Source organism: Tunicatimonas sp. (assembly GCF_049647865.1).
In the GTDB taxonomy this organism is placed as follows: Bacteria; Bacteroidota; Bacteroidia; order Cytophagales; family Cyclobacteriaceae; genus Tunicatimonas.
Map to the genome: position 1 here is coordinate 1 of NZ_JBARYM010000242.1, position 3,304 is coordinate 3,304.

Sequence of the window (3,304 nt, forward strand, 5' to 3'; positions counted from 1 at the left end):
GGCCAACCCATTTAGTTGCCACTTACCGGCAATACAGGTCTGGTAACCCGCCTCTTTCATCAGATTACCAAAGGTATATTGGTTCTCATTGAGGTAACCGAAGTACTCGTAGTTGCGGTAATTATACAAGCCGGTCATAATCTTCACGCGCGACGGGGTGCACAGTGGTTGCGATATACAATGATCAAACTGAAGTCCGTTTATCGCTAGTGAGTCTAATACTGGAGTTTGATAGGAAGTACTACCGTAGGTGCTCAGACATTCGTAGCCCATATCATCAGCCATAATGAGTATTACGTTTGGTTGAGGGTTGACTTTACTTTGAGCATATCCCTTGAAACTGAACATACAGAGAGTTATTAGGAGAAGTAGCTTGGCGGCAGATGAGAGTCTGTTATTCATATCAAGCAGTAGTGATAGGTTGTTAGCTCACCAAGATAACACCTAAATAGCTATGCAAGCAAAAAACTTTTTTCTTCCTATTATTAGCAAATCTTCTCTACTTTGCGACTTGATTTTACAAAGCTATGAGTGTCGCGGTTATTAAGTACAATGCAGGAAATATCTATTCAGTAATCTACGCGCTTCAGCGGTTAGGAGTAGAGCCATTGTTAACGGACGTACCTGAAGAAATTCAGCGGGCCGATAGAGTAATTTTTCCCGGTCAGGGCGAGGCAAGTTCGGCGATGCATTATCTGCGAGAAAAAGGGCTAGATGAGGTAATCAAGAATCTAACTCAACCAGTGCTGGGTATTTGTGTAGGGTTGCAACTGATGTGTCGCCATTCGGAAGAAGGTGACGCGAACTGCCTGAGTATTTTTGATGTAGACGTAAAACGCTTCCCAGCCGACCAAAAAGTGCCGCATATGGGCTGGAACAATGTGCAGATAACCGGAGGCACCCTATGCCAAGGCCTTCGTCTTGATGCTTATTTGTACTACGTTCATAGTTACTACGCGGAACTAAGCGATTTCACCACGGCTACTAACGAATATATTCTTCCGTATAGCGTAGCGTTGGAGAAGGATAATTTTTATGCTATTCAGCCCCACTTAGAAAAGAGCGGTACCGATGGTGAGTTTATTCTGCGGAATTTTCTATCGCTATGATTGCTGATCAAAAATAGCATAAACTGAGATTTGAAACCCTTCGGCTACTGAACGGGCATCACACATATCATCTTTTTGATAAATCTTCACCTCCGTGGGGGAGGTGTGCGACCAAATTTGCCTAACGTCAGAGTATATAAACCATACCATTTGAACTCCGGCATTCAGATAGTCCTGCATCTTCAATTTATTTTGTATATCGGTATTGGAGGGCGACACCACCTCAATAACCAACGCAGGGGCTTCCGGAGCTTGCTCAGGTTGGCGTATTTGTTCTTTGGTAAAGTAAGCAGCATCCGAACGACGGTATGCCTTAATTTGACTAAAGTAGCAGTCAGCTTCAGCCATGATGCTATTACCACTCCGGAAAGCAGGAGTTTCAGTGAACTTCCGAATAATATTATCAATGATATAGCGCTCATCAATTTTCGTAAAATCATCTCTTTCTATGGTTCCATCTTTCCATTCATACTTATAGCGGGTTTTATCCAGGTGCCGTTTTTTGTAGGCTTCTAGCGAAATATATTTTTGTTTGGAAGCTTTTGGCTTATTTAGCGAACGAGACTCGCGTACGATGGTAACTGGCATAAGAAAATCTTTTAACGAAGATACAAAGTATTTTTATTTCGGCATAAAGCGGTTGATACGCTGTTGCCAGTCGGGCTGATTGATAATTTTTATTAATGTGCTATCCAACTTAGCAACTGTACTATTGTTGGTAGAATAAGCAATGGCGTAGCGCTGCGGCAGTGTTTCTGTATTTTTCACCTGGACCGTAATATTGCTGTTCTCGTTTACCCAGTAACGTAAAGTGGCGGTATTGTGCGCGAATATTTTCAGTTTCTGTTCGCTTAGTGCTTTTAATCCTTCTTCGGCGGAAGCAAAATTTTCGTACTTGATATTTTCTTCGTCTAGGTACTTTCCGAAGGGCGAATCAGCAACAGTGCCTACCTCCTTTTTTCGTAGTCCGTTTGGTACTTCAATGGCTTCGGCGGTGCCTCCACCCACTGCTGAAACCAGTGCCGCAGTTAAGCTAGCCGTGACCGCCATAGCCACCAGCATCCATAGTAACGCTACTGCCCTTCCCCAAAAAGTAACCGGGGCTTTGTCGCCGTAGCCAATGGTTGTCATGGTTACTCCCGCCCACCAGAAACCGGAACCAATTCCCTGTGCAACACTACGCTCCCCGCCAAAGCTCTCGTCATTTGAATTTCGCTCAATTAACCAAATCAGTGTACCAACGATTAGTAGGAGAATCGACAGGGTAATGACGATACGTAGAAATCGCTTGGTGAATAATCCTTTGGCAATACTGGTTAAGCTTTGCGTTTGAGCATTAGCCACTCCTAGAAAAGTAGTGTGATAAATGTGGGAGAAGGTGACGTTTGGCAGCCCCGCCTGTACCGGAAGCAATACAGTAGCATTTAATCGCCCAGTTCCTAGCTGATTGGGTATCTCCTGCTGGCTTACTTCCTGAAACTGATATGTGATTCCAATTGAGTCGGCCAAATCCTGCCAGAGTTCTACGCTAATTCCCTCCCACTTACCTTCCTTGTTTTTCATCATGTAAGGAGGGAACTCGTATAGACCAACCTGCCAGTTTTCTACCACCGTAGAATCTGCTGGAGTAGGTTGTGCTAGTAGGGAATTGCCGGACAGCATCCATAGACTAAAGAGTAAATAAAAAATATTGGACTTCATAGAAAATAGGTTTTGGTTAGTATCTTCCGAAACAACTGTTGTCAGCCCATTTTGATTGGTACAACTACCTTTGTGATATAATTCTTTGCTTCAGCGCATCAGTTCGTACTATCTCATCTATTATCCACTTTCCTCTTGTCAACCCTGGATAAATTCTGGGGTATCCAGAATTCAACTACTATTGTTCTATCTTTGCCGCATGGAAATTATTCCCGCAATAGATATTATTGATGGTAAGTGTGTCCGTCTTACGCAGGGCGACTATCAGCAAAAGAAAGAATACAATCAGTCGCCACTAGAAGTAGCTCAGCAGTTAGAAGCTCATGGAGTTCGCAGACTGCATTTAGTAGATCTAGATGGAGCTAAGCAGAAACAAGTTGTTAATTTAACTGTGTTAGAAGAAATTGCCAGCAATACTCAACTGTTAATAGACTTTGGGGGAGGCGTACAGTCTGACGATGACTTGCAACGAGTGTTTGACGCTGGAGCTAGAC

Annotated in this window: 5 protein-coding genes; 2 read left to right on the forward strand and 3 right to left on the reverse strand. The window is 43.5% G+C overall.

The annotated features are described in order from the left end of the window. The coding region (locus WBA23_RS07460) for a sulfatase-like hydrolase/transferase (protein WP_424581647.1) at nucleotides 1-348 on the reverse strand (348 nt) is incomplete at its 3' end. Nucleotides 349-527: 179 nt separating this feature from the next. Here WBA23_RS07460 and hisH point away from each other — a divergent pair. Continuing rightward, nucleotides 528-1,109, forward strand: a complete 582-nt coding sequence (gene hisH / locus WBA23_RS07465; RefSeq protein ID WP_424581648.1) for an imidazole glycerol phosphate synthase subunit HisH — start codon at nucleotides 528-530, stop codon at nucleotides 1,107-1,109. Here hisH and WBA23_RS07470 read toward each other — a convergent pair. Then, on the reverse strand, nucleotides 1,104-1,697 hold the full coding sequence (locus WBA23_RS07470) for a Uma2 family endonuclease (RefSeq protein WP_424581649.1): 594 nt from the start codon (nucleotides 1,695-1,697) through the stop codon (nucleotides 1,104-1,106). The two genes, hisH and WBA23_RS07470, sit on opposite strands and share 6 nt — an antisense overlap. Before the next feature lie 33 nt (nucleotides 1,698-1,730). Continuing rightward, nucleotides 1,731-2,810, reverse strand: coding sequence for an ion channel (locus WBA23_RS07475; RefSeq protein WP_424581650.1), 1,080 nt, complete (start codon nucleotides 2,808-2,810; stop codon nucleotides 1,731-1,733). A gap of 199 nt (nucleotides 2,811-3,009) precedes the next feature. Between WBA23_RS07475 and WBA23_RS07480 the strand changes: the two genes are divergently transcribed. Next, on the forward strand, nucleotides 3,010-3,304 hold a 295-nt coding region (locus WBA23_RS07480; protein ID WP_424581651.1), incomplete at its 3' end, for a HisA/HisF-related TIM barrel protein.

Bases quoted from the DNA above. Each gene is read 5' to 3' on its own strand.
- WBA23_RS07475 (WP_424581650.1), bottom strand. From the start codon at position 2,810: ATGAAGTCCAATATTTTTTATTTACTCTTTAGTCTATGGATGCTGTCC.
- WBA23_RS07470 (WP_424581649.1), bottom strand. From the start codon at position 1,697: ATGCCAGTTACCATCGTACGCGAGTCTCGTTCGCTAAATAAGCCAAAA.
- hisH (WP_424581648.1), top strand. From the start codon at position 528: ATGAGTGTCGCGGTTATTAAGTACAATGCAGGAAATATCTATTCAGTA.